20 protein-coding genes are annotated in these 23,578 nt (G+C 46.8%); 9 read left to right on the forward strand and 11 right to left on the reverse strand.

Features of this window, described 5'->3' with window-relative positions:
- Nucleotides 1–44: 44 nt before the first annotated feature.
- From OQJ86_RS10315 to OQJ86_RS10335, 5 genes are all read right to left on the reverse strand, one after another.
- On the reverse strand, nt 45–2,465 hold the full coding sequence (locus tag OQJ86_RS10315; RefSeq protein ID WP_265987685.1) for a GH92 family glycosyl hydrolase: 2,421 nt from the start codon (nt 2,463–2,465) through the stop codon (nt 45–47).
- Between the two features lie 125 nt (nt 2,466–2,590).
- Nucleotides 2,591–5,422 carry a GH92 family glycosyl hydrolase gene (locus OQJ86_RS10320; protein ID WP_265987666.1) on the reverse strand — a complete coding sequence of 944 codons (2,832 nt, stop codon included), beginning with the start codon at nt 5,420–5,422 and terminating at the stop codon, nt 2,591–2,593.
- Between the two features lie 120 nt (nt 5,423–5,542).
- On the reverse strand, nt 5,543–6,943 hold the full coding sequence (locus OQJ86_RS10325; protein WP_005453038.1) for a fructose-specific PTS transporter subunit EIIC: 1,401 nt from the start codon (nt 6,941–6,943) through the stop codon (nt 5,543–5,545).
- An 11-nt stretch (nt 6,944–6,954) separates the two neighbouring features.
- Nucleotides 6,955–7,395, reverse strand: coding sequence for a PTS sugar transporter subunit IIA (locus tag OQJ86_RS10330; protein ID WP_005436338.1), 441 nt, complete (start codon nt 7,393–7,395; stop codon nt 6,955–6,957).
- 451 nt (nt 7,396–7,846) lie between these two features.
- A complete protein-coding gene (locus OQJ86_RS10335; protein WP_182026717.1) occupies nt 7,847–8,326 on the reverse strand; it encodes a peptide-methionine (S)-S-oxide reductase in 480 nt (159 codons plus the stop codon).
- A 157-nt stretch (nt 8,327–8,483) separates the two neighbouring features.
- Here OQJ86_RS10335 and OQJ86_RS10340 point away from each other — a divergent pair, with 157 nt between their 5' ends.
- Both OQJ86_RS10340 and OQJ86_RS10345 read left to right on the forward strand, forming a co-directional pair.
- On the forward strand, nt 8,484–8,873 hold the full coding sequence (locus tag OQJ86_RS10340; protein ID WP_029788265.1) for a VOC family protein: 390 nt from the start codon (nt 8,484–8,486) through the stop codon (nt 8,871–8,873).
- Nucleotides 8,874–8,964: 91 nt separating this feature from the next.
- The gene (locus tag OQJ86_RS10345) at nt 8,965–9,705 is read left to right on the forward strand and encodes a DNA-binding transcriptional regulator YciT (RefSeq protein ID WP_005436345.1); all 741 of its coding nucleotides are present in this window, start codon (nt 8,965–8,967) and stop codon (nt 9,703–9,705) included.
- Here the strand turns inward: OQJ86_RS10345 and malI are convergent.
- Nucleotides 9,702–10,724, reverse strand: a complete 1,023-nt coding sequence (gene malI / locus OQJ86_RS10350; protein ID WP_005453001.1) for a Mal regulon transcriptional regulator MalI — start codon at nt 10,722–10,724, stop codon at nt 9,702–9,704. The two genes, OQJ86_RS10345 and malI, sit on opposite strands and share 4 nt — an antisense overlap.
- A 237-nt stretch (nt 10,725–10,961) precedes the next feature.
- Here malI and malX point away from each other — a divergent pair, with 237 nt between their 5' ends.
- The 3 genes from malX to manA all read left to right on the forward strand — a co-directional run bounded on the left by malX (nt 10,962) and on the right by manA (nt 15,012).
- Nucleotides 10,962–12,533, forward strand: a complete 1,572-nt coding sequence (gene malX, locus OQJ86_RS10355; RefSeq protein ID WP_005436347.1) for a maltose/glucose-specific PTS transporter subunit IIBC — start codon at nt 10,962–10,964, stop codon at nt 12,531–12,533.
- Nucleotides 12,534–12,624: 91 nt separating this feature from the next.
- On the forward strand, nt 12,625–13,803 hold the full coding sequence (locus OQJ86_RS10360; RefSeq protein WP_042602042.1) for a MalY/PatB family protein: 1,179 nt from the start codon (nt 12,625–12,627) through the stop codon (nt 13,801–13,803).
- A gap of 21 nt (nt 13,804–13,824) precedes the next feature.
- Nucleotides 13,825–15,012 carry a mannose-6-phosphate isomerase, class I gene (gene manA / locus OQJ86_RS10365; RefSeq protein WP_265987671.1) on the forward strand — a complete coding sequence of 396 codons (1,188 nt, stop codon included), beginning with the start codon at nt 13,825–13,827 and terminating at the stop codon, nt 15,010–15,012.
- 61 nt (nt 15,013–15,073) lie between these two features.
- Here the strand turns inward: manA and OQJ86_RS10370 are convergent, their stop codons facing one another.
- The 3 genes from OQJ86_RS10370 to OQJ86_RS10380 all read right to left on the reverse strand — a co-directional run bounded on the left by OQJ86_RS10370 (nt 15,074) and on the right by OQJ86_RS10380 (nt 17,458).
- Nucleotides 15,074–15,976, reverse strand: coding sequence for a DMT family transporter (locus tag OQJ86_RS10370; RefSeq protein ID WP_042602045.1), 903 nt, complete (start codon nt 15,974–15,976; stop codon nt 15,074–15,076).
- A 134-nt stretch (nt 15,977–16,110) separates the two neighbouring features.
- Nucleotides 16,111–16,914 (reverse strand): alpha/beta hydrolase, encoded by an 804-nt coding sequence (locus OQJ86_RS10375; protein WP_265987672.1) that lies wholly within the window; start codon nt 16,912–16,914, stop codon nt 16,111–16,113.
- A gap of 187 nt (nt 16,915–17,101) precedes the next feature.
- On the reverse strand, nt 17,102–17,458 hold the full coding sequence (locus OQJ86_RS10380; protein ID WP_265987673.1) for a VOC family protein: 357 nt from the start codon (nt 17,456–17,458) through the stop codon (nt 17,102–17,104).
- Nucleotides 17,459–17,717: 259 nt separating this feature from the next.
- Here OQJ86_RS10380 and OQJ86_RS10385 point away from each other — a divergent pair, with 259 nt between their 5' ends.
- From OQJ86_RS10385 to sodC, 3 genes are all read left to right on the forward strand, one after another.
- Entirely contained in the window at nt 17,718–19,232 is a 1,515-nt protein-coding gene (locus tag OQJ86_RS10385; protein ID WP_265987674.1) for a catalase, read from the forward strand.
- Between the two features lie 100 nt (nt 19,233–19,332).
- The gene (locus OQJ86_RS10390) at nt 19,333–19,797 is read left to right on the forward strand and encodes an ankyrin repeat domain-containing protein (protein ID WP_265987675.1); all 465 of its coding nucleotides are present in this window, start codon (nt 19,333–19,335) and stop codon (nt 19,795–19,797) included.
- A 27-nt stretch (nt 19,798–19,824) separates the two neighbouring features.
- A complete protein-coding gene (gene sodC / locus OQJ86_RS10395; RefSeq protein WP_265987676.1) occupies nt 19,825–20,337 on the forward strand; it encodes a superoxide dismutase [Cu-Zn] SodC in 513 nt (170 codons plus the stop codon).
- Between the two features lie 99 nt (nt 20,338–20,436).
- Here sodC and OQJ86_RS10400 read toward each other — a convergent pair whose 3' ends face one another.
- Together OQJ86_RS10400 and OQJ86_RS10405 are read right to left on the reverse strand one after the other, a co-directional pair.
- A complete protein-coding gene (locus OQJ86_RS10400) occupies nt 20,437–21,090 on the reverse strand; it encodes a nicotinamidase (RefSeq protein ID WP_265987677.1) in 654 nt (217 codons plus the stop codon).
- A gap of 32 nt (nt 21,091–21,122) precedes the next feature.
- Nucleotides 21,123–21,848: an NUDIX domain-containing protein gene (locus OQJ86_RS10405; protein WP_005436370.1), complete on the reverse strand. Its 726-nt coding sequence runs from the start codon at nt 21,846–21,848 to the stop codon at nt 21,123–21,125.
- A 390-nt stretch (nt 21,849–22,238) separates the two neighbouring features.
- Between OQJ86_RS10405 and pncB the strand changes: the two genes are divergently transcribed.
- Nucleotides 22,239–23,549, forward strand: a complete 1,311-nt coding sequence (gene pncB / locus OQJ86_RS10410; protein WP_265987678.1) for a nicotinate phosphoribosyltransferase — start codon at nt 22,239–22,241, stop codon at nt 23,547–23,549.
- Nucleotides 23,550–23,578: the final 29 nt, after the last annotated feature.

Below are 23,578 nucleotides of genomic sequence, written 5' to 3' on the forward strand. Positions count from 1 at the left end.
TTTTATTCCACGAGAAAAGGGGACACGAGGTCCCCTCAAAATCATTATTCGCCTAGGTTGGCTTGCATTGCTTCAGACCTGTCAGCCGTCATCACGAAGTGCAGTTCGCCGCCTGCTTTGAATTCGCTGTGCTGGAAGGTGTTGTACACATCCAGAGGCTTACCGTTGATGGTCACTTCTTTGATGTACATGTTGTCTGGACCGTTGTTCTCAGCCGTTACCGTGAAGGTGCCAGAACCAATGTCTACCGTCGCTTTGTCGAAGATTGGACGACCGATGCTGTAGGTTGGATCGGTTGGCGAGATTTGGTAGAAGCCCAGTGCTGACATCAAGTACCACGCCGACATTTGACCTACGTCTTCGTTACCGATGATGCCGTCTGGCGTTGGTTTGTAGAACTGGTCATAAACTTGGTCTAGGTATTCCTGCGCCTTGTAAGACTCTTCAGTACGGTTGTACAAGTAGATGACGTGGTGAGAAGGCTCGTTACCGTGAATGTACTGACCGATGTAGCCTGTCATGTCTTGGTGTGCTTCGCCGCCATTTGGATCGGCGGTAAATAGGTTGTTCAGCTTGTCGTTCAGACCTTGCGTGCCGCCCATGATTTCAGTCAGCTTGTCTAAGTCTTGCATGAACGCCCATTGCCATTGCCACGCGTTACCTTCTGTGTAGTAGAACGCGTCAGACTTGTAAGGGTCGAAGTCAGTTGAAGCGTATTTCAGTGCACATGGGTCGCCTTCTTTCAGTTCTGTTGGTACAAAGAAGCCCGTGCCGTCTGCGTTACCTGCTTTCGCATCCCAGTGTTTCAAAGAGTTGTAAGAACGAGCTTTGAACTCTTCATACGCGTCCATATCGCCAGCGGCTTTCGCCATTTCTGCGATCGTCCAATCATAGAATGAGAATTCCAACGAGTACGACACTGAGTTCCAGTTCGGGTAACGAACACACTGCTCTTTCTCGTGGTAGTTCAACTGACCTGCCATGAGTGAGCTTAGGATGTCGTCATGAATCTGTGGGTAGTCATGCGGTGTGTAACGCGCTGATTTCACCGACGCCGTGTAAGCCTGCTCTGCATCAATCAAGCCTTTGGTTACCGCATCGCCTAAAATCGCTGCCGATGGGTAGCCGATCATGGTGCCGGTTTCTGAGCCGTGACCTTCCCATTTCGGCAATAGACCAAACTCGTCGTTGGATTTACGAATCAAGTCTTTCACGTATAGCGTTGCTTGGTCTGGGTCGATGATGGTCCACATTGGGTGAACCGCGCGGAACGTATCCCAAGTTGAGTAAATCGAGTAGTTTGGTGTGTCACCATCTTTCAGTGTGCGCACTGTGCCAAGCATATCCACGTATTGACCATCCACATCGTAAAACTCGATTGGTGCGATCATCATGTGGTACATGCCAGTGTAGAAGTTGGTTTTCTCTGCGTCAGTGCCGCCTTCAACTTTGATTTTCGCTAGCTTCTCAGCCCACGCGTATTCTGCGTCTTCTTTCACTTTTGCTAGGTCGAAAATTGGTGCTTCCGCTTCTAAGTTTTTCTGTGCGCCTTGCCAGTTAACAGGAGAGATACCGACGCGGATTTCAATGGGCTCTTCGCCAGTGCCGAAGTTTAGGTAAGCGGTCAGATCATCGCCTGAGTAAACCGCGCCATTACGCATTTCACGCGTTGGCTCTAGGTCTTGTTCGCCTAACAGTGCTTTGGCGATTGGTTGGTTGAATTTCGCGTAGAAGAAGATGTCCTGACCTTGGTGATCTTGCCCTTGGAACCAGCCTGTTGATGTTTTACGACCGCGAATGGTGTATTCGTCCACCACTTCTACTTTGTTCTTCAAAGACTTGCCGTTGTTGTTCATTAGGGTATGACCCAAATCGAACTTCACGTTGCGGTCCGCGCCTTCAGCAAAGGTGTATTTGTGCAAGCCAACGCGTTTGGTTGCGCTCAGTTCTACTTCGATTTGACCTTGGTTTAGCTTGGTTTTGTAGTAGCCTACGCTTGCTTCTTCATTGGCTTTGTCGAAAGAGTTCAGTTGTGTGTTCGCCATGTCTGCGTATGGCAGAACCAAGATGTCGCCTAAGTCCGTTGCGCCTGTACCTGAAAGGTGAGTATGGGAGAAGCCGTACAGCGGAACGTCAATGTTAACTACTTCGCCAGTTTCGTAGTTGGATGAATCCCAGTAGCCAGATGCCGAGTGCCAAGGGTTAAGTCCTGATTCATGGTCTGTGTTAGAGCCGATGAAAGTATCTGGAGACAGTTGAACCATACCTGCCGGTACCGTCGCGCCCGGGAATGTATGACCAGAAGCTGCTGTGCCGATCATAGGATCGACGTATTTCAATACCGCAAGATCAACAATTGGATCACCCGGCAGTGAAGAGGAAGAATCGTTGTCGCTGTTACAGCCAGCTAAGCCACCCGTCAGACCAACCAGGATAGCCAAAGAGATAAGATTACGTTTAAACATGTGCATACCGTTTTCCGTTTTGTCGTTATTCGTATGTAAAAGTGTTTATAAGAGACTGCTTATAAAATTTGCTTGTAGGGATAGCCGGGAGATGCGCTCCCCCGGCTGAGTTGTCACTATTGGGATTAACGAGAACCTGCTGGCATCTCGTCTTCATGCAAGAACTCACCGATGCCTTGTGCTGGTGGTAGGTCTTGCTCTAGAGATCCCCAACGTTGATTTGGTTTGTCGCCCATCACGAACTCCAACTCACCGCCGTACATGATTTCGTCATGAGTCAGGTAAGTGCGGTTGAAGTCTTTGCCGTTGTAGCGAGCCGATTGAATGAAGATGTTTTCGCGGCTAACGTTCTTCGCGGTAACGGTGAACTTCTGGTTGTTGCCGACATCGATAGACGCGCTTTCAAACAGCGGAGTACCGATTTCGTAGATGCCAGAAGAAGCATTCACTGGGTAGAAGCCAAGCGCACGGAACACGAACCACGCAGAGAGCGTACCGAAGTCGTCGTTACCACAAATACCGTCAGCGGTGTTCTTGTAGCAAATGTTGGTTGCTGCGGCGATGGCTGCCTGACCTTTCCAAGGTTGACCGACGTAGTTGTACAAGTACGGCACGTGGATATCTGGTTCGTTACCTTGAACGTGCTGACCAACGTTACCTGTGTTGAACACTGGGAATTGGTTGTCGCCTGCATTGCGGTCTGGGTAGGTTGACCAGTACTCATCCAAGCGAGCTGCGAACAAGTCACCGCGTTCTGCTTCGGGGTTTTGTGTCTTGTCGAAGCGTGTCATCAGGTCAATCAAGCCGTGAATGTCGTGTTGAACACTGAACGAGTATTGCCAGCCGTTCGATTCAGAGAATGACCAGTTGAACATGTCTGGACGCCAGTCTTTACCAACCGCGCGACCAGTGATTGGGTCTACCCAACCTGCATCGATAAATTCGCCATTGTAGTCACGGGCTTTGAACCAACCTTGGTATTGCTTACCGCCAAAGTCGAATTGTGCTTGCCAGTTTTTAGAACGGTTCGCGAACTCGGTGTAGCGCGGATCTTCTTCACCGAAGACTTCCTTGATCGATTGTGCGATTGCCCAGTCGTTCATTGAGTATTCAAGCGAGTAAGATGCTGTCCAAGAATCTTTAAATGGTGAGTGACCGCCGTAAGAATCTGGTGGAGTGTCGTGCAATTGCGCTGGCACGTAACCTTGTTCCTCGTACTCTTTGATCCATGCTACGCCTTGGCTCGTTGCGGCGCGTGCGTCTGTGATCATCGCTTCAACTAAGCGCTCTTTTACGTCTTTGCGCTCTGCTTCTGTGAAGCCAAGATCGATCATGCGTTTTTCTAGTGAGCCTTTCGACAACACATCATGAATCACAGGCGTTGAGTGCATGCCCATCATCATGCCCGTTTCGTTGCCTTTGAATGTCCACTCAGGCAGGCGACCTTTGCGCACGTTGCCTTTGTCATCCACCCATTCTTCTTCGGCGTAAGACAGCATAGACAGCACCACGTCGGCTAGGCGGTCAGGCTCAAGAATCGAAGACAGCGGTTGAACTGCGCGGTAGGTATCCCACAACGAGAAAGTGTCGTAGCGCGTGAAGTCTGCTTTGCCATCTTTGTTGGCATCGGCAGTGCGGATTGACTCTTTCAGCGTATCAATCTTATCGCCCCAAGGTGTGTTGCCATCTGGGTAAGCGTTACGACCTTGGTGAACTTGGCGGTAGCGACCATCTAAGTCAGAGTGAATGGTTTGACCTAGGTACGAGTGGTACATCGCGGTGTAGAACGTCTGTTTGTAATCTTCGTCGCCCGAGACTTGGATCTTGCCGAGTTCGTCTTCCCATTTCTTCGTTGCCGCTTCGCGTACTTGGTCGAAGTTCATGCCCGCAACTTCTGTCATGTTAAGAGAAGCACCTGATTTGCCATTCTCGCCGATCTCAACGTTTGATAGCGCCAATTTTGCTTCAACCGTTAAGCCGTCTTTGGATGTGTCGAACTCTACGTAAGCGCGCGCGTATTGGTACTTGCCGCGTGTCTCGTTACCGATTTCCGTAATGCCTTCTGGCACGTCCATGTAACGACCTTGCTCTTTATCGTAGTAAGCAAAGCGAACGTTTTTGATTGGTTGGTCGAATTCCATCACGAAGAATTCTTTTTGGCTTGGTGCCCAGCCGTCAGAGAAACGGTGACCTTCTAGACGGTTATTGTCTTTGTCCCATTTCAAGTAAGAATCTGAGGTGTAGTCCCAGTTAATTTTGAAGCCAGTGTTGACGATGATTTCTGACTTCTCATCACGAGGGAAGGTGTAGCGGTGTACACCAACGCGATCAGATGCCGTCAATTCAGCTTTGATGTCGTAATCCAATAGATCGACTTTGTAGTAGCCTGCTGTCGCTTGCTCGTCACGATGTTGGAAGCTAGACGCTTCTAGGTTTAGCGTTGCCGAACCTTCATCAATCATGTAATCCGAACGCGAGTTGATTGGCATGACGAGAATGTCGTTCAAGTCGCCAGCACCTGCTCCGGAAAGGTGGGTATGAGAGAAACCGGAAGTACGTGCGTCGTGGTAGTAGTAGCCTGAAATGTATTCCCAGCCGTTAGAACCGTTGTTTGGAGAAAGCTGCACCATGCCGTGTGGTGTGGTTGCACCTGGGTAGGTGTTGCCTAGGTTACCTGTGCCGATGAATGGGTTGACGTAGCGTGTTACGTCCATATCGGCGAAATCTACCGGGATGTGAACGCCCATGTCGATTTCAGGTGTTTCTGGGTTTGGCTTGTCATCACAGTCGCCATCGCCAACTGGAGGACATACTGGCTTGCCGCCGTCAGGAATATCCGGCAGTGCAGGGTTGGTGTCACCGCCTTCATAAATGTTGGTTGTGTCGTCGTTACAGCCAGTCAGACCGACTAGACCACTGAGAACTGCGCAAGCGAGTAGGGAAGGTTTGAATTTCATTTTTAAAGCCTTGTAAATTGTAGGGTTATATAATTAAAAAATCAGGGGTATTACTAAAACTTAAAAACTTGAAATAGAGCCCTTTGGGGGAAAGGGCTCTTAGGGGGAGGAGCTTAAGGTTTAAGCTTTCACAAGAGTCGCTGCGTTACGCATCGCTTCTTTCGTTGAACACTCAACAACGTTTGCTTTTGCAAAGCGGTGAGCGTCTTTTACTTGGATATCGTGAGCTAGAATAACCAGCTTCGCGTTTGCTACATCTAGGTCAGTGATGCGGTTCTGGATACCGTTTTGACCTTGAGTTTCTACTTTGATTTTCAGACCCGCTGCCGCACCTGCTTTCTCTAGTGCTTTCGCTGCCATGAATGTGTGTGCTACGCCAGATGGGCAACATGTTACTGCTACGATGTCGTACTCGCCTTCGCCTGCTGCTGGAGCCGCTTGAGCTTGTGCAGGTGCTGCTTCAACGATTTCGTCTTCTGCTTCTTCTTCAGCAACTGGTTTCCAGAAGCCAACGATAACAGCTGTTGTTAGTGAGCCTAGTGCGATACCCACAACGTACATTGGGATGTTGCTTGATACAGGAGCTGTGATTAGACCGCCCCATGGTGCGTGTAGTAGTACGTCTGTTAGGAAGCCGAACACACAGCCAACGATACCACCAGCAACGATTGAAGGAAGAACGCGTACAGGGTCGTTTGCTGCGAATGGGATAGCACCTTCAGAGATACCGATAGAACCCATGATTGCTGCTGCTTTACCTGCTTCTTGCTCTTGCTTAGTGAACTTCTTCTTGAATAGGAATGTTGCTAGTGCCATACCTAGAGGAGGCGTACAGATTGCAATACCAACACCACCCATTAGCCATGGTTGTGTATCAACTTGAGTTTGAGCGAATAGCGTTGCTACTTTGTTGATTGGACCGCCCATATCGAATGCAGTCATACCACCAAGAATCGTACCTAGAACCACTTTAGAAGCGCCAGCCATAGAAGCTAGGAATTCGTTCATAGACGCCATGAAGATCTTGATTGGCTCACCGATACCCCATAGAACGATACCTGCAGAGATAAGCGTACCTAGTAGAGGGTAGATGAAGTAAGCGCCCAACGCAGTCATGTTAGCAGAAAGAGGGATCTTCTTAAGTTGGAATACCACACCTCCTGCGATGAAACCCGCTACGATACAACCAAGGAAGCCGCCGCCCATGTCAGCCATGATGCCAGAAGAGATCATCGCTGGTGCTAGTGCTGGTTTGTCTGCAATTGAGTAACCGATGAAGCCACCAAGAATAATTGGGAACAGCACCAGACCTTTAATACCGATATTAGAAATATCAGCCAATAAACCGTCCGCAGGAACCGCACCTTTACCTGATGCCATTACCGCTAGCGCCAGTAGTACACCACCCGCAACGATAAATGGAAGCATGTGAGAAGTACCGAATAAAAGGTGACCTTTCATGGTGCTTAGGATTTTTTTGAAATCGCTATTATTACTAGCTTGAGCTGTGATTGTACTCATAATTTCACGCCTTATGAATTAATTAAAATATTTAGTATTTGGTTTTCGTCTTTTGCGTTGTGAATATCTTCAATAAACTCTTCGCTAAATTTGCCGAATAATTCTTGAAGAACATAAATATGGTGGTCGGCACCGTTATCTGGTGAGGCAATCATGAAGAATACGGTCGGTTTGACTCCCTCTTCGTCGCCATACTCGATGCCTTCGCGCTTTACGCCAACAGCGATTGCAGGCTCTGTAACCGCTTTGCTTTTTGCGTGTGGGTAAGCGATGCCGTCCATTGAAGTTACGCTTAATGCTTCACGCGCTTCGATGTCGGTTAAAAAAGCCTCTTTGCTGCTAATTCGATTATTTTCGAATAGCATTTGCGCTAGCTCTTCAAAGACTTCTTTTTTATTATTTGCTTGAAGGTTGCCTTTAATTAAATTGACGTTTGTTAGTTCTGTAATCATTTTTTGACTCATTGGTACTGAAGTAATGAGGCAAATTTAATTAATGTTACGGTTTTCTGAAATAGTAAAAAAAATCCAATAACTATATTTTTGTATCACTGAGAGCTAAGTGTGATAGAAGTCATTAATATCAATGAACTAGAAGGGAATTAGTATTGTGACTTATATTCCATTTATTTTGAAATTAATAATGAAGCTTGAAAATAAACGAGAAGGGAATCAAATATGGTTCAATTTTGCTATAAAAAAGAGGCTTTGTGCTAAAGCTCCTGCAATAACCCTTTTATTAACGTAATTTTCTGTCTCTTTGAGAAAAGAAATAAAGCGCTTAGGAGAGCGGATTGTGAGCTCAGCTAGTTCCTCCCCTTGATACACATTGGCGAATGTAGGCTCCGAATTTGAAGCCAAGAGGAGGTTAGGAAGGGTTGGTACGCTGGATTTGGCTAATCCATTAAGACGGATTTTTGTACTTATGCAGTAAATCTAACGGGATATGGCAGTAGTCGTTTGGAAAGCGCGTGAGTCTGTCTTGGTGCTCATCATCACTTGGTACGTAGTTTGTGAGTGGCAGCACTTCTACGGCGATTTTATCGGCATCTGGTCTTGCGGCGATAAATGCTTTGGCAATCGCTAGGTGTTGGTCGTTTTGACTATAAACACCGGTACGGTACTTTTCACCTACGTCTTCACCTTGCTTGTTAACACTGTGCGGGTCGATGATCTCAAACAGATACCCCATTAAAGTTTCAACCGAAACCTGCTCAGGGTCGAACTGGGTTTTCACGCATTCTGCGTAGCCATCGTATTCGGATTGAGTGTTATCCGTTGAGCCATTTGCTCGTCCTGCTTCGGTGCTGATTACGCCCGGAAGGTGGCGCATAAATTCTTGAACGCCCCAAAGGCAGCCGCCTGCGAAGTAAATTTCTTCCATCATTCTGTCCTGAAAATCTTTGCGCCATTATGGGCATCACTTTCACTCAAACACAACTCCAACCATAAAACAGGAACAACTCGGTGGTGATTTGCTCTCTTTTTTGTGCTGCTTTTCCTCGTTAGATTGAACGCAGTTAAGAGCTAGGGGAATCCTAATGAAAATTGAACATATCGCGATTTGGACTGAACGTTTGGAAGAGCTAAAAGCTTTCTATGAGAAATACTTTAACGCGGTGTCTAACGACAAATACCACAACCCAACTAAACAGTTTTCATCTTACTTTCTTTCGTTTGAAAGTGGTGCACGACTGGAGTTAATGTCGATGGAAGGTGTGACCGCTTGTGAAAAATCTCATGCGATGCAGGTAACAGGGTTGGCACACTTTGCCTTTTCTCTAGGATCAGAGCAGGCAGTGGATCAATTGACCAAAACCTTAGTGGATGATGGCTATCAATGGATCGACGGTCCGAGACAAACAGGTGATGGTTACTACGAAAGTTGCATCTTAGATCCGGATGGCAACCGTCTTGAGCTTACGGTGTAACGCGACTTAGCTTATTTCTATCGTTCACAGGCTGCTTTCATATGAAAGTGTTCGGGCGTATACTGCAAGCTCATCTATAAGGAGCGAGCCTGTGAACTCAAGACAAAACGAAATCCTGCAATTGGTTAATGACCGCAAACGCGTTCAAGTGACGGAGCTTTCTGACATCATTGGCGTGTCGGGCGTGACCATCAGGCAGGATTTGAATTTCCTTGAGCAACAAGGCTACTTGAAGCGTGTTCATGGCGCTGCGACGGCGCTACAAAGTGACGATATTGATACGCGACTCGAAGTGCGCTTCGACATCAAACAAGCGTTAGCCAACAAAGCGGCAGATTTGGTATCACCAAACGAAACCGTGTTAATCGAAGGCGGCAGTGCTAATGCGCTCTTGGCTCGCACATTGGCTGAACGTGGTGACGTCACCATCATTACCCCATCGGCGTACATAGCCCATCTCATCCGAAACACTTCAGCTAACATCATTTTGCTCGGTGGTGTGTATCAGCATCAAGGCGAGAGCTTAGTTGGACCGTTAACCAAGCTATGTATCGAGAACATTCACTTCAGCACGGCTTTCTTGGGTATTGACGGTTTCCATCAAGATACTGGCTTTACTAGCCGAGACATGATGCGCGCAGAAATCGCTGAAACCATCATTGCGAAAAAGCGTCGTAACATCGTACTGACGGACTCAAGCAAGTTTGGGCAAATCTACCCATCTTCGATTGGTAAAACGAGTGAAATCTCGGTGCTGTTAACCGACGAAGCCGCTCCGAAAAGCGACCTCGAACAGTTGAGAAAGCAAGGCGTGGAAGTGGTGTTGGGTTAAGCCGATTCACGAACAATAAGTTTGGGAGGCAGGATCAAGCTGTAAGGCTCGCTGTCTTCTTGCTTCAGTTGATTGATCAATCGTTTTGCCGCTTGTCTTCCCATCTCTCGTGCATTGGAATTAACGAAGGTGAGCGGTGGTTCAATTAACTCGGCTTCTTCAACATCATCAAAACCAATTACCGATACTTGTTCGCCGATAAACTGATCTTTACCGATGGAACGTCCTGCTCGATGTATGCCATAAACCGCGCCTAATGCTGTCGAGGAATGATGACAAAGAACTGCAGTAATCTGTGGATGTTCCAACAACAACTGCTGCACAGTTTGAGCGGCAGACGCTTGGCTTTTTTCACACTCGACCACCCATTCTGGTTTGAAAGGCAAACCAAACTGCATCAGAGTTGAACAATACCCACCAATACGCTCAGCACGACACAAAGAACTGCTCGCGCCGCCGACATAAGCGATTCTGCGATGCCCTTGCTTAACCAGATGCTCCGTCGCTAACTTGGCGGCGTACATGTTGTCTGGTCCCACGTAGTCGATTTGCTTATCCACCGAAGCGCGGGAAATGCAGACCATTGGCAGATTGTGCTGCTTGAGGTTTTCGACATTGAACTGCTGGCTTTCACCAATCGGGCAAAATGCGATACCACCGACACCTTGGCGTGCCATGGTTAATACACACTTCTCAAACTTTTCTTGGCTATCCCCACTTTGAGCCAGAAACAGCATGTAACCTTGCTGCTCGATTTCTTCGCTCAGTCCTGCCGCGACTTCCGCGTAATAGGGATCGCTGATGTCTTTGAGGATCAGTCCAATGATTTCACTGGAGTTGGAGCGCAAGTTGGCAGCGGCACGGTTACGGATATAGCCGAGCTCTTCTACCGCAGCGTTGACCTTTTCTATCGTGTCTGGAGAGATCCGCCCTTTATTCCCCAACACCATAGAGACGGTGGTAACTGACACGCCAGCATGTTTAGCGACTTCTGTAATGGTCACTTTTTTTGACGACATAGATTCACTTTATGGATTAGAAAAACGTTTTATCATCAAACTGTAACCCTATTAGGTTGATTTTAAAAGCCCTACACAGTTTGTGGAAAAAGATATCTAACTCGATCACAGAATTTTTGGTAAAACGTTTTATCAAAATTTTTAGCAGCGTATATTGAGTGCATAAAAACAACACTTCATGCGCACATAATGTGATGTGTATGAGCCCTACAAGTTCTCAATTTCCGGAGACAAACTATGTCTAAAAGCAATAAATCGACCATGTGGGAGTTCTTGCAAAGCCTCGGCAAGACCTTCATGTTGCCAGTCGCGCTGCTGGCATTCTCAGGTATTCTTCTTGGTGTCGGCAGCTCGTTTTCTAGCGCCGCTATCAAAGAAGCCATCCCATTTTTAGACAACACCCCTCTGCAATACCTGTTTATGTGGATGACCAAAATCGGTCTTGTCGCATTCATCTACTTGCCTGTGATGTTCGCAGTAGCTATCCCGCTTGGATTAGCACGTGAAGAGAAAGGCGTAGCAGGTTTCGCGGGTTTCGTTGGCTATGCTGCGTTCAACCTTGCGATCAACTTTTTCTTAACCGTCGCAGGTGTACTAGACAGTGAAGCGGAACGTGCCGCCTATGGTGTGAAAAGCATCATCGGGATTGAATCGATTGATACCGGTATCCTTGGAGCGGTGATCGTTGGTGTGATAGTTGCGAAACTTCACCAGCGCTTTTACACCTTCAAAATGCCAGATGCGCTAGCGTTCTTTGGTGGTGCTCGTTTTGTTCCAATCATTTCTGCATTGGTACTGGGCGTTGTCGGTGTATTTATCCCATTTGTATGGCCTTACTTTGCTGCAGGCATCAATGGTATCGGTCATGTGATTGAAGGCGCGGGTGATTTCGGTCCAATGCTGTTTGGTACGGGCGAACGTTTGTTGCTGCCAATCGGTCTTCACCACATCTTAGTTGCGCTGATTCGATTCACTGAAGCAGGCGGTACTATGGACGTGTGTGGTCAAACCGTGTCTGGCGCACTAAACATCTTCTACTCTGAACTGTCTTGTCCTGACACTACGGCGTTTACTCCGGAAGTCACGGCATTCTTGTCTCAAGGTAAAATGCCAACCTTCCTAGGCGGTCTGCCGGGTGCGGCTCTTGCGATGTACCACTGTGCTCGCCCTGAGAACCGCTCAAAAATCAAAGCACTGCTTATCTCTGGCGTCGTAGCTTGTGTGGTAGGCGGTATCACTGAGCCGCTTGAATTCTTGTTCCTATTTGTTGCGCCAGTGCTTTACTTCGTCCATGCGATTCTGACAGGTCTGGGCTTTATGGTGATGGGCTTGCTTGATGTCACCATCGGTAACACAGACGGCAACCTGATTGACTTCTTGGTGTTCGGTATCCTGCAAGGCACGGCAACGAAATGGTACTTAGTGCCGCTGGTGGCGGGTGTTTGGTTTGTGGTTTATTACTCAGTATTTAAGTTTGCGATCACTAAGTTCAACCTAAAAACACCAGGTCGTGAAGTCGATACGGCGGAAGTGGACAAAGAGCTTGAAGCGGCATTCATCAACGAATCTGGCAAAGGTGCCGCAGTATTGGCAGCTCTTGGTGGCAAAGAGAACATCACGGCTCTGGATAACTGCATCACTCGCCTTCGCTTGTCTGTTAACGACATGAGTTTGGTCGACGACGCTAAGTTGAAGGCCAACGGCGCGCTGGGCGTAGTGAAGCTTGATGAGCACAACCTGCAAGTCGTTATTGGCACGCAAGTTCACTTAGTGAAGAACGAAATGCAAGCCATCATGTCTGCAAGCTAATCACTGCCTTGATAGATGCTCCCCCTCGGCACAATCTCCATCCTCCCCCCAATGAGATTGTGACGAGGGACCTTAATATTGGAATATTCGTATGACTCAGAATTTCGACTTTGATACACCGATTGATCGCACCGGCACTTACTGCACGCAGTGGGACTACGTTCAGGATAGATTTGGAAAACCGGGTTTATTGCCGTTTACCATTTCAGATATGGATTTTGCTGCGCCAGAGCCCGTGATGGATGTACTTAAACAACGTTTAGAGCATCCGGTATTAGGTTATAGCCGCTGGAACCATGAGGATTTTAAGTCCGCGATTCGCTACTGGTATCAAACTCGTTTTGACTGCGAAATCGACACTCAGCAAGTGGTGTACGGACCATCGGTTATCTACATTGTGTCAAAGTTGATTGAGCAATGGAGTCAGCTGGGACAGGGCGTGGTGTTCCATACACCAGCTTATGATGCGTTCGACAAAATGATTGAAGGGCAAGGTCGTGCGTGCGTTCGCAGTCCGCTCATCAAGCTGCAAGGTCGATTTGAAATTGACTGGCAAGATCTGGAAACCAAACTCGCTGACCAGAACAACACTGTGCTGTTGTTATGCAGCCCTCACAACCCAACAGGGCGAGTGTGGCGCCAAAGCGAATTGGAAAAGATGGCGGAGCTTTGTAACCAACACCAAGTCAAAGTGATTTCGGATGAGATCCACATGGACGTGAGCTTTAAGCGTCACATCCCTTACGTGGGGTTTGGTCGTTCACAAGATTGGGCTGTGGTTACATCGGCGTCTAAATCATTCAATATTCCAGCCTTGAATGGCGCGTATGCGTTGATCGCGGATTCACCAACTCGCGAACGTTATCTGCATAAACTCAAAGAGGTGGATGGTCTTTCATCGCCCTCTATCATGGGCGTGCTTGGTACGATGGCGGCTTATCGTCATGGAGAGCCTTGGCTAAAGGCACTCAACGAGTATGTATTGGCTAACCATCAATACGTGAAAGAAGCACTGGAAAGCGCCTTTCCTGAGGTGAGCTACCTTGTCCCAGACGCGACCTATTTAGCATGGATTGACTTATCTGTTTTGAATCTAGATATGACACTGCTTAATCAGGCGTTAATTGAGCGATTCAATGTCGCCATCATGTCTGGAGATGTTTATGGCGATTCTGGTAAAGGCTATCTCAGACTCAATCTGGGCTGTCCGAGAAGCAAAGTCGAGCAGGGTGTTTCAGCCTTGATTCAAGCGATCAAATTGCAGCGTTAAACCATCGCGGGAGAGTGTGAGATGTCACTGTTCAAGCTAGATAACGTGATTCAAAACTACGCTTGGGGAAGCAAAGAGTCGATTTCTAAACTGTTTGGCATCGACAATGCAAACCATCAACCTCAAGCTGAAATTTGGATGGGAGCGCATCCTAATGGTTGCTCCCGCCTTGCGACAACCGGTGAGTTATTATCTGATGTGATTGCGAGAGACAAAGCAAGCATGTTTGGTGATTACACCATGATGCGTTTCGGGGAACTTCCTTATCTATTCAAAGTGCTTGCGGCGGATTCTCCGCTCTCGATTCAAGTTCATCCGAACAAGCGTAAAGCTGAGCTTGGTTTTGCACGAGAGAATGAACAAGGTATTCCGCTTCATGCTCCTAATCGCAATTACAAAGATGCCAATCACAAGCCAGAGTTGGTCTACGCGCTGACTTTTTACAAGGCGATGAATGGCTTTCGTCCGATAGAACAAATACTGACGCTGTTCCGCCAATTTGGTATTCGCAGTTTAGATGGTGAGGTGGCAGCATTAGCCGAACACCCAAATCAAGATGGGTTGAAAGGTTTCTTCACGGCGATAATGACGTTGAACGAAGCTCATAAAATTCAAGCCTTGGCAGAACTGGACGCAGCGTTAGAGCGTGGTCCAAAGACGGCATTGGAAAGAGAAGTGCTCGGTTATGTGGCGGAGTTTCAAAAGCATTACCCGCAAGACATTGGATTGCTGTCTCCGTTGATGTTGAACACGATAGAGCTTGCGCCTGGGGAAGCGATGTTCCTCCATGCCGAAACGCCTCATGCGTATGTTCAAGGCACAGCGCTGGAAATAATGGCGAATTCAGACAACGTCCTCAGAGCTGGTTTAACGCCCAAATACATTGATGTGGATGAGCTTATCGCCAATACAGCATTTCACACCACGCAACCGGAACTGATTAAGCTGTCGCCAATTCACAAAGAGGACAAGTTGAGCTATCCAATTCCGGTAGACGATTTTGGGTTTGATATTCTCTCTTCCGATGAAGAATACAAGCAACAGTTTGTGCGTGGTGCTGAGATTGTTTTTTGTGTTGAAGGCGAAGTTGAGGTCATGACATCAGAAACAAGTCTGACTCTTAAAGCCGGAGAATCCGCGTTTATCACTAACGATTGTAAGTTCTACCAATATCAAGGGAATGGTACGTTGGCGAGGGCGTATAACTAGTCATTTCGTTGTTGATATTAATAGGCCGCTTGAACAGCGGCCTTATTCGATTTTGTGACGACTAAAAACGTCTATGCAACTTCTCTTTTCGTTTCGCCAACATTGCGGCAGGAGAGAAGCCTGTCACCAACATTGTCCCACTAAGCACCAGAATGGTCCCTATGATGGTGTTGAAACCGACTGGCTCATCCAAAACTAGGTAGCCCCATAGAATACCGAAAACGGGCACAAGGAAAGTGACGGTGAGAGCCGAAGCAGGGCCAATTTCAGAAACTAGGCGGAAGTAAAGCAAATAAGCCAAACCTGTACAAACCACACCGAGAGCAACCACAGAGCTCCACTCTATACTGGTTGGTTCTGCACGCATTGGTAAAAATGGCAGTAGCGGAAGTACCCAAATAACCGCTGCCCACATACTGCCGTGTGCGTTGTCAAAAGCTGGGACTTGTGGTGCATTTTTAGTGTAGTTGGTTGCAATCCCATAGCTGAAAGAAGCCATTAAGCTTGCCCCAATAGGGAGGGTAGCCTCTCTGCCGATGATTGAAGAATCCAAACCGACAAGTACAGCGACACCGCCAATACCAATCATCATACCTAGAATGGCTTTTGCCGTTAAAGGGCTGCGATACCAAACAAAACCAATTAATGCGCCCCATATCGGTGCGGTTGAGTTGAGAATGGCTAAGGTCGACGCATTAAGTGTTTGAGCAGCGTAAGCAAAAAGCAGAAAGGGCACGGCGCTATTAAATAAGCCAATAATGAAAAAGTGCTTAATGTGCTTTGTGAAGGCAAGTTTCTTTTTGAGATAGAAAGCTATCAAGAGCAATGCTATTGCCGCAAATGCAACACGAAACTCGATTAAGTAAGCCGGTCCGAACGTATTAGCAGCGACTCGCATAAACAGAAACGAGCCACCCCAAATAGCAGCGAGACAAAGTAAGCGAAAAAAACTGGCTGCAGTCATGATACATCCTTGGTCGAGGTCTAGCGCCCCATTGATTAATTGTTGCGCTAACAGTGGATTAAACCAAGGATGAGATCAACCAGAAATGCAACGCCAGTTCCGAATCTGGCTACCACTGACTTATTTTGATGGTCTTAAATTTCTTCTTTTGGAAACAAGATTGGGAGGCTGTCCCTGTAGGTGTGATACCACATTTTTCCATGATCTAAATTTTTGTACTCGATAAGAGTCGGTAAATTGAAACCCATGTAGTTCTTGGTTTGTATATGTTTATAGAAAGCCTCAACGGAGGGGTGATTTCCTATGTGTGTTGAGCTGAATATAGCGGTGACTTCTAACCATGGCAAAGCCTTATAACGTTCCTCCTCCAAAGGATAGATGGTGTCTTCAATACGCCAGAACGAACCGTCGGCGATAATAAAATTCTTGAAAAACTGGCTCCCAATATCTTCTGATACCATGATATGTGCAGTTTTTGCGCCTCCAAATGAATGTCCAGCCAGTGTGCGTTCATTTGGATCGATATCGTATTCGGCTTCGACAACTGGGATGAGTTCTTGGGTTAAGAAAAGGTAGAAGTCATCGACCCCTGGTGGCAAATAATCAATATTTCTGCGTCCAGGAGGACCTTCATGAATGGCGATTAGAATGACATCGAGTTCGGCATTGGCGATAAGGTTACCAAACCCCTGACCCGTCCCATTACCGCCGGAAACGTAGATAACGGGCAAAGATGTTGTGCGCTCTTCATAGTTTTCTGGCAAGTAGATGTCGTAGGGATAGCTGACGCCAGTGATATTAGAAAAGATATTGCCTTGTACTTTTTCCGCAGGAACATACGCGGAGTTGTTGTCTACAGAGGAGCCGTCCCCCCCTCCGCATGCCGATAACACAAGGCCCAAAGAAAGGGCGATGAACCAACGCTTCAAAACTTTCATGTTTTACCTTTGCTTTTGATTTAAAGAACAAAAACAACTGTATAATATTTGAGCAATCAAAAAGCCCCGCGTTATCAACAAATGAAAAGGCGGGGGGAGCGGGTTTGTAACTCTTCGAGTCAATTATCGAATGCGGTGGTACGTTATTGTTTTACCTATCATTAATTACTCTTTTACTTGTCATTAATTAATGCTTTTCAGACCAGACCGCGAACTCATTGCCACTTGGTTCGGTAAAATGGAAACGACAACCTCCCGGGAATTCGAAGATAGGGCGGATGACTTGCCCTCCGAACTGTTCGACTTTGGCTAACGTAGCGTGAATATTTGAGCTATAGAACACCAACAGTGCTGCTCCATTTGTTGTTTGGCTGACTTGTTCTGCTGCATAAAAGCCACCGTCCAAGCCTTGACCTGAAAAGGCGCTGTACTCAGGACCATAATCAACGAAGATCCATCCAAAGGCTTGCTCGAAAAACTGTTTAGTCGCATTGATGTCTCTCGTGCCAAACTCAACGTAATTTAACTTTTCATGTTGGTGCATTCTGGTGTCCTTTTCATCACTGTGCTTTTCTGCCAGTGTATTATCTCTTCCATCGAGTTTCTCAGCCCGAGTCTAGGTTTTATTAATTAAACTGATAAAACCTCAAAAATTTCATTGGTTATCCCTATTAAATCTATCGTTATTTCCCATTAAACAAATGTAATCATTGAAGATATATTCTTCGTGGGCAGAAAAGAGCTTTTGAGTATCCATTGACCACTCGACTGGTCAAATGGTTAGCACGCATTGGAGAGCAACCATGCAGATGTCAAAAAGCTTTTTATTAATTACAGTTGGCTTAGCCAGCACATCTCTGCAGGCGCAAACCCTGACAAGAGACAACGGTGCACCAGTCGGTGACAACCAGAATTCAATCACAGCAGGTGAAAACGGCAGCGTATTACTGCAAGACGTTCACCTGATCCAAAAATTGCAGCGTTTTGCCAGAGAGCGTATTCCTGAGCGTGTTGTGCATGCTCGTGGTACAGGTGCTCATGGTGAGTTTGTTGCATCGGGTGATTTTAGTGACTTAACGGTTTCCGCTCCTTTTACTAACAAAGGAAAGGTAACCCCTGTTTTCGTTCGTTTTTCGACCGTTATTCACTCAAAAGGATCACCTGAGACACTTCGCGATCCTCGTGGTTTCGCCACTAAATTTTATACTGAACAGGGTAACTGGGATCTGGTAGGGAACAACCTGCCTGTGTTCTTCATCCGCGATTCAATTAAGTTTCCGGATATGGTGCACTCTCTAAAACCGTCTCCTGTTACCAACGTTCAGGATCCAAACCGATTCTTTGATTTCTTCAGTCATGAGCCGAGTGCGACCAACATGCTGACTTGGGTTTATAGCAACCTAGGTACGCCAGCAAGCTATCGCACAATGGACGGCTTTGGTGTGCACGCTTATAAGTGGATTAATAAGCAAGGCGATGTGAACTATGTGAAGTTCCAATGGAAGAGCCAACAAGGTATCGAAAGCCTGCGCCCTGATGAAGTAACCGCAATGCAGGGTAAAAATTTCAATCATTTAACCAATGATCTGTATAAAGAAATTGGGCGTGGTAACTACCCTAAGTGGGATCTCTACGTGAAGGTGCTGTCACCAGAAGCTCTGAGCAAACTGGATTACAACGGGTTGGATGCGACCAAAGTATGGCTGAATGTGCCGGATCAAAAAGTCGGCACTATGACGTTGAACCGCCTACCAGAAAATTTCTTTTTAGACACTGAACAGTCGGCATTTGCGCCTTCGAATTTGATTCCTGGTATCGAGCCATCGGAAGACCGTTTGCTACAAGGCCGTTTGTTCGCTTATGCAGATACACAGCTGTACCGCGTGGGTGTGAACTTGTTCCAACTGCCAGTAAACCGTCCTTTAGCATCAGTGAACAACCATAACCAAGATGGATTGAGCAACAACGCGAAGCAAGGCAATGGTGATGTGAACTACGAACCAAGCCGTAAATTGGCGCTGGCAGAAGACACGCAATTTAAAGCGGTTGAAACCAAGCTGGTTGGCACTGTTCAACAGAGAGCAATCAGCAATCCTCGCAACTTCTACCAAGCGGGTGTGTTGTTCCGCAGCATGAGCGAGCAAGACCAGAGTGATTTGATTGCTAACTTAGCGGGTGACCTGAACAAGGTGATAGATAAAGACGTTAAGGAAACCATGGTGAGCTATTTCTATCGCGCAGATAAAGAGTACGGTACGCGTCTGGCTGAAGCGACAGATACCAATCTTAAGCAAGTGAAAAACAAAGCGATGATGTAAGCAATAAGTTTTGACCTGCGGGAGATTTATCTGCTCTTTTCTGCCCGAAAATCAGGGCTCCCGTGGGTCATTCTCAAATTCTGTTAGTGAGGGTGAGTAAATGAAAACCGTGTTTTTGCTCAGTGCCGTTCTGTTCTCTTTAAGCTTCTCGCTGAGCTTATTAGCTGCCGAAGACGAACTAGAAGAGGAATACCAATCTTTGGTTGAACTGTTCTTTGACGCAGCGCGAATTGGCAATAACGAAGTGGTCGATACATTTGTTTCTCAAGGCTTCCCAATCGACCAACGTAACACTCAAAGTTATACCGCATTGATGGTGGCAGCGTATCAAGGACATCGAGAAACCGTTCGCTTGCTGCTCGATTCTGGCGCTAACGCCTGCCTGCAAGATAAACGTGGTAACACTGTATTAATGGGAGCACTAATCAAGCGTGAAATTGGCATAGCGAAAGACCTCTATCAAGCGGACTGTTCACCAGAGCTGCGCAATAAAGCAGGGTTAAATTTGAAAGAGTTTGCCGAAATCTATGGTCAATCCAATGTGTTGAAATCACTTCAACACTGATAAATAACAATAAATAGGACCCACAGTATGAAAAAAGCAACATGGCTTGCTGCACTTACGCTTCTCTCTTCCCCAACTTTTGCCGAGACAGTAAGCGTAGAAATGATTGACCTTGGCTCTGGGCAATCAACTGGTACCGTGATGATCAGCGACAGTGATTACGGCACCGTTTTTACGCCGAAACTAAAGGGTTTACCCACTGGTACGCATGGCTTCCATTTACACGCTAACGGCTCGTGCGACAGCATTACCAAACAAGGTAAAACCATACTTGGTGGTGCTGCTGGAGGGCATTATGACCCAGAAAAAACAGGCAAGCATGGCTTCCCTTGGACGGACGACAATCACCTTGGCGATTTACCCGCGCTTTACGTGAATGCTCATGGTGTCGCGGATCAGCCAGTATTAGCACCACGAGTAAAACTTGATGACGTAAAAGGTCGTGCTTTGATGGTTCATGCGGGTGGCGATAACCACTCTGACCATCCGGCGAAACTTGGCGGCGGCGGTGCTCGCATTGTGTGTGGTGTGATTAAGTAATCCCCTTCTTAGATGCCACAAACAAAAAACGGTCCAGATAAGTTGGACCGTTTTCTTTTTAAGCAAAAGCTGATGGGCTTAGGTTCAAACCGACGCAAATTACGCGAAATTCTCGACGATGATGTCATCTGCATTGCTAACAAATACTGCACCTTTCTCTTCCATCTCCGCAATCACTGCATCGATAGTATCTGGCAATACTGCGCGGCTAGAGGCTAGGTTCACAATCACTTTGAAACCTAAATCGAGAGCTTGAGTGACGGACTTCTTCACACAAAAATCAAGCGCTAAGCCGCCGACAACAACCGTATCGATGTTGTTGAACTTGAGGAACTCATTCGCACCTGTAGTTTTGGTATCAGCCACGTCGTGGAAAAAGATGCCATAAGGGTGTGCGTCTGGGTCCATGCCTTTGTTGACTTGGAAATCGTATTCCAGAACAGAAGGTAGACCGTCCAGCAGTTCAACGCCCGTAGTACCAAGCACGCAGTGGCGGTTCCACTTAATATCCACATTAGGTAGGCCGACAGGTTCAAGCATATTCGCTGGCGTTTCTGCATCCCAAGCTGCTTTTGGTGGGTGCAAATCACGGCTAACGAGCTTTAAGCGACCTTTAGTGTGGTTCTTTAATAGCTCTGGAACGATTTCTAATGCGCCAGTGACGGGCAGCTCGTCAGGACAAAGTTCGGTGAAGCCTTTTTCAGGATCCACGTCGATCACTGCGGTAGTTTGGTAGTTAACTCGAACGGTCATGGCAGACTCCTTGTCTGTCTTTTGTGCTTGCGTTAACCACGCAAACAGTTTTGGAAAAAGGTCACTTCGTCGCTTGCTAGGGTGTACACCATGGCTGGTTTACCGCCTTTACCTTTGTTGGTGGAAGCGACTTTGTTGGTTGGCTTTAGAACACCAGAATCAATCAAGCGGCGTTTGATCGTCATGCGACTGATGTCGATACCGAACTCTTGATAGGCGGCAATGATGTCGGCAACCAGAAACTCTTTATCAAGTGCGAACAACAGGACCGAGGTGTATTCGATAGAGGCACGCAGCTTCTGCCATGCCTTTTCAATCATCTTTTGGTGATCAAAAGCGAGAGTTTCTTCACCATCAAGGATTGCTTGCAGTGGGAACCACTTCAAATGACATTCTGGAACACCAGCGTTGTCGATTTGTTCTTTGTTATTGCGGTCTACTAAGGCGTAGTGGGTGATGTTCAGGCTCCAATCTTCAGGGTCACGCTTTGGGTCGCCATCGACAAAAGCTTCGCTAAAGTGGCGAGGGTAAGTGTGAATTTTTTCACGGCAGATTCTACGTCGCGCTGCTTCGAAGTTTTCGTCTGCTGCTCGTCCACCTTCGTGCGTCATGTCTTTATCAAATACAAATCCACCGGGCAAAGCCCACACGCCGTGGTAGGGGCGTTCTGGATTTGAGCGTTTGATCAGCAACACTTCCAACCCTTTATCGGCACAGCCAGATAGTCTGAATGGAATGATGTCGACAGTTACGATCATGATTGGGTCCTGAGATTGATTTGTAAGTAATCTAGCGCATAACAAGTAGTTAATCAATGGGTAAGTAACCGATTGTTAGAAACGTACATGCATTTTTCTCGTGATACTGTTTAAGCATGAATGTGCGTATATGTTCAGGTTATCCACAATAGCTGTTGGATTATTGTGCGTAAAAACCTTATAAAAAAGAGTAGTTAGTAACAAAAGTTGACAAACTAATAGTGGGTGTTTATTGTTTACGCAATTTAGTTAGTAACAACAAGTTATATACCCAAGTTTGCCTTGTTGAGAACTTCCCGCCAACTTCGTTGGGAAAACAATAAGATGCGGTTTGCACCGTGCTGAGGGAATTTGGGTATAAACGAAAAAGGGCGTGTAGAAGGGCTCCGAATGACCACCAATTTATTTTCGTCTCGCATCATTCAAAGTGCGTTAGATTTTGACGTATACAAAGTGAATATGATGAGTGCTGTTGCAACGCTTTATCCAGATGCGATGGTGTCCTACAAATTCATTGTTCGCAGTGAAGAAGACCTGTCTGAACTACTGCCAGATGTGAAAGCGGAAGTTCTAAAACTGCAAGACATCACTTTCTCGGCAGAAGAAATCGAGTACATGAAAGGCGTCGCGCCTTATCTTAGCTCTGAGTTTGTTGACGCTCTGCATGCATTTCGTTTTAACCCTCAACGTGACGTTTCTTTCAACACGAAAACCATGGCTGATGGCACAAGCCAATTATGCATCACCATCAATGGTCTTTGGAAAGAAACCATTCTCTACGAAACCATTATCATGAGTATTGTGTCCGAAGTGCGCAGCCGTGCACGTTGGGCAGACATTCCAGTCGAGCAATTCCAATCTGTTCTGAAAGAGAAAGTTAGTCATCTAAAATCTGAACTAAAACGCCGCAATATCACTAACTTTAAGTTTGCGGATATGTCGACGCGTCGTCGTTTCTCGTTTCAAGCACAGCGATCAATGCTGCAGTATCTGAGCGAAGAGTTGCCTGACAGCCTCACTGGAACCAGTAACTACCATTTGGCGAAAGAGCTCGATCTCACGCCAATCGGTACGGTGGCACACGAATGGTTTATGGGGCACCAAGCGCTCGTGAATGTTCGTGATTCACAAAAGGTAGCATTGCAACGTTGGCAAAAGATGTTTAACGGCGCGTTAGGCATCGCTTTAACAGACACCATTGGTATCGATGCGTTCTTAAAAGACTTCGATGAAGAGCTAAGTAATGCTTACGCTGGTGTTCGTCATGATAGTGGCTGCCCTTACACATGGGGCGAGAAGATGATTGAGCATTACCAATCGCTTGGCATCGATCCTATGACCAAAACCTTGGTGTTTACAGACGGCTTGAACTTTGACCAAGCATTGGATATTTGTGAGCACTTCCAAGGTCGAGTAGAAATCAGCTTTGGTATTGGTACGTTTTTGGCCAACGATATGGGCGAATACGTGAACGCACAAAGTGTTGCGTACAAACCTCTGTCTATCGTTATTAAAATGGTGTCATGCAATGGCTCTCCAGTGGCGAAAATCAGCGATGAGCCAGAGAAAGCGATGTGCGAAGATATCTTCTTTCTGATGAATTTGAAGCGTCGTTTTGAGCAACCGCTCGATCTTGATGAGTGCCGTGTTTTGATTGATCGCCTCGAAGACGAAGGCGATAACTACCTTATCGACGCTTAAGCTATCGATGAATAAGGGTGATGTTTTGT

This window comes from Vibrio sp. Sgm 5 (assembly GCF_026241575.1).
Classification (GTDB): Bacteria; Pseudomonadota; Gammaproteobacteria; order Enterobacterales; family Vibrionaceae; genus Vibrio; species Vibrio jasicida.